Source organism: Achromobacter sp. UBA5777, assembly GCF_002418565.1.
Taxonomy (GTDB): Bacteria; Pseudomonadota; Gammaproteobacteria; order Burkholderiales; family Burkholderiaceae_B; genus Achromobacter; species Achromobacter animicus.
The window spans coordinates 1-3,077 of record NZ_DIEJ01000245.1 but is presented as its reverse complement, the minus strand read 5'-3'; the positions used below and the strand labels follow the sequence as shown (position 1 = coordinate 3,077).

Annotated in this window: 2 protein-coding genes and 1 pseudogene; all 3 read right to left on the bottom strand. The window is 66.0% G+C overall.

Annotation, left to right across the window (positions count from 1 at the left end):
- Window positions 1–301: 301 nt before the first annotated feature.
- Window positions 302–1,236 (bottom strand): annotated as a pseudogene (locus tag B3446_RS21095) (2-hydroxyacid dehydrogenase).
- 165 nt (window positions 1,237–1,401) lie between these two features.
- A complete protein-coding gene (locus B3446_RS21090) occupies window positions 1,402–2,472 on the bottom strand; it encodes an ABC transporter substrate-binding protein (protein WP_291384710.1) in 1,071 nt (356 codons plus the stop codon).
- The coding region (locus B3446_RS21085) for an NAD(P)/FAD-dependent oxidoreductase (protein WP_291384708.1) at window positions 2,469–3,077 on the bottom strand (609 nt) is incomplete at its 5' end. The genes B3446_RS21090 and B3446_RS21085, both read right to left, overlap by 4 nt.

Genomic DNA, 3,077 nt, shown 5'->3' with positions numbered 1-3,077 from the left:
TCGTCATCTTCGTCCGCCTTCGGCTCCCTTCAGATTCCCTCGGGCGCATCTACACGCCCCGCGCCCCGAGGCCGCCGCCGCACCGTGCTCCGTCAGTTCGGGTTTCCGCATCGCTGGGGAGGGTTGTGTGCTTGGCGTTCTGGCAAACAGCGGAGTGCGAGACGAAGATCTTGCGGGGCCCGCTCCACGGCGGCCGCGCGGGCGGCCTNNCTTACGCGGTGTCTTGCGTCCTACGTTGACGCTGCGCGCTCCGTGGAGTGTTGTGACGTCTTGCCGACTTGCGTATCACGGTGATTGGGCGTCAGTAGCCGCGCTGCGGATCGTAGATGTTGGGTAGGGGCTCGCCGCGCTCNNGGCTGCGATCAGCAGCGCGGTGTGGCGCGCGCGTTCCTTGCGGTCGGGGATCGCGGCGCAGTGGGGGGTGATGGTGATCCTTGGGTGGGTCCACAGCGGGGAGTCTTCTTGCAAGGGTTCTTGTTCGAAGACGTCCAGGATGGCCTGGTCCAGATGGCCGCTGTCCAGCGCGTCCAGGATGTCCTGCGTGACCATGTGGGTGCCGCGGCCGGCGTTGATGAGGCTGGCGCCCTTTGGGAGTTGGGACAGCGTCGTGCGGTTGAGGATGCCGCGCGTCGTTTCCGTTGCAGGCAGGAGGCAGACGAGAAGATCGGTGTTGGCGAGGAAATCGTTGAACTGGTCCTGGCCTGCGAAGGACGGCATGTCGGGGAGCCTGCTCGCGCCGCGGGACCAGCCGCTGACGGGAAACCCTGCGCGTGACAGGAGTTGGGCTGAGGCAACGCCAAGATGCCCCAGGCCCATGATGCCGACGCGGACGTCCGCGGCGACGCGCAAAGAGTCGAAGATTTCCCAGTGACGCCGGGACTGGTTGTCGGTGATGCGTTTGACGTTGCGCGTGATCATCAGGGCGCTGGTGAGCACGTATTCGGCCATCTCGGTCTGCGTGCGGGCGGTGACCATTCGGGCGATGGGCAAGTGGCGCGGCAGGGCGGGGTCGGCGAGGATGTGGTCGACGCCGGCGCCGGCGCTGATGATGAGTTTGAGGTTGGGGAAGGTGGCGAGGCGGCCGGCGTCGGGGGCCCAGACGAGGGCGTAGTCGATGGTGGCCGGATCGGGCTCTTCATGCCAGCCGACCACGTCAAGGTGCGGCGCGAAGGTGTGGAATTGCGTGCGCCACTCCTCTATTGCCTGGGGTCCGCCGGAATTGATGATGAGGCGCATGCGTGTCCTTGCTGGTGGTGCGGGCGTGTAGGCGCGGCGCATGTTTCAGGCGCATGTGTCAGGCGCGTGTTTCAAGCCCGGTTTTCATGCACATACGTCCGGCGTCTTGCCCGGCGCGGCGCGGCGCGCCCGCGGGTTGTCCACAGGGTGCGCCGCGCGTTGTCGTCAACGTTCGACCGTGCGGTTCCAGCGGGCGTTGAAGGCGGGCCGGGCCGCGTTGATCTGGTCCCAGTCCAGGATCTTAGCGTTGGCCATGTAGCCTTGAAAGCGCTTGAGGGACTCGGCGTTGTCGGCGGGGGCCTGGACGTTCTTGTTGGACGGGAAGTGGCCGCCCATTTCCAGCGCCTTGGCCTGGGCCTTGGCGGACAAGAGGTATAGGGCGAGCTTTTGCGCGAGTTCGGGTTCGCTGTTCTTGGCGATGACGCATTCGCCGACCATGAGGATGACGGAGCCTTCCTTGGGTTGGGCGTATTCCACCGGGATGTCGCGCTTTTTCAGTCGGGCGATGGCGGTGGGGGTGAGCGGGAAGATGGCGGCCTCGTCGGACTGGATCATCTCGGCGAGCTTGGCGGAGTTGGGGATGTACTCGAGGACGTTGGGGCCGATGGTGGAGGGCCACTTCTTGAAGCCGGGCTCGTAGTTCTGATCGTTGCCGCCTTCGATGCGGTTGAACATCAGGAAGCCGTGCAGGCCGAAGGTGCTGCCGGAGGCGGACTGGAAGACGACCTTGCCTTTGTACTTGGGGTCTGCCAGGTCGAGCCATGAGGTGGGCGGGGTCCAGCCGTTTTTCTGGAAGAGGCGGGTGTTGTAGCCGATGCCGGTCATGCCGATGTCGATGCCGGCGGCCATGCGGTCTTTCATCAGGGCGGTGGGGTACAGCTCTTTCAGGACGGGGTCGTCGTTGAGCTGTTCGCACAGGCCCATGGAAATCGCGCGGGCCATGATGCCGTCGTCCAGGAACATGACGTGCATCTGGGGCTTGTCTTTGTAGGCTTGCGCCTTGGCGAGGACGTCGGTCGAGGTGCCGGGCACGACGACGATCTTGACGTTGTTGGCCTTTTCAAAATCGGGGAAGACGTGCTGCGTGAAGGCGCGTTCCATGTCGCCACCGTTCATGCCGACGTACAACGTTTTCTGCTGCGCCATGGCGCCGGCGGACAGCAATGCCAGCATCGCCGCGCCCAGCAACCGTTTCCCCTTGGTCAGGCGCTGCGCGCCCTGTTTCTTGTGCATCATGGTGACTCCAGCGTTTGCTCACGAAGACGATCAGGCCGGGCCGCGGCGCCGTGAGCGGCGGGCGCGTACCGTTCAATGCGGAAGGCATCGATAGGGATGGAGGATCGGCCGTGCACGACCAGGTCGGCCAGCACTTCGCCGATGGCGGGGCCAATCTGGAAGCCCGCTCCGGACAGGCCGAAGGCGTGAAAGAGGCCGGGCACGGTGGCGCTGGGGCCGAGCACGGGATTGTGGTCGGGCATGTTGCCTTCGACGCCGGTCCAGAAGCGGATGATCTGGGCGCCGCGCAGCACGGGCAGGAGCTTGACGGCGTTGGCCATCAGCGCGCCCAGGTTGGCGCGGCCGGGGCGGGCGTAGTCGGGGTCGGCGGACACGCCGCGTCCGCCGCCGATGACGCAGTTGCCGCGCGCGACTTGCCGCGCATAGATGCCGCCGCCCTGCATGCCGAGGCTGACGTTCATGAACAGCGGCAGGGGCTCGGTCACCATCATCAAGGGGTGGATGGATGTCTCGGGGACCGGCTCGCCAAAGCCTTCGGCGATGCGGCCGTCCCAGGCGCCCGCGCAGTTCAAGAGGACGCGCGCGCGCACTTCCAGCGTGTCGCC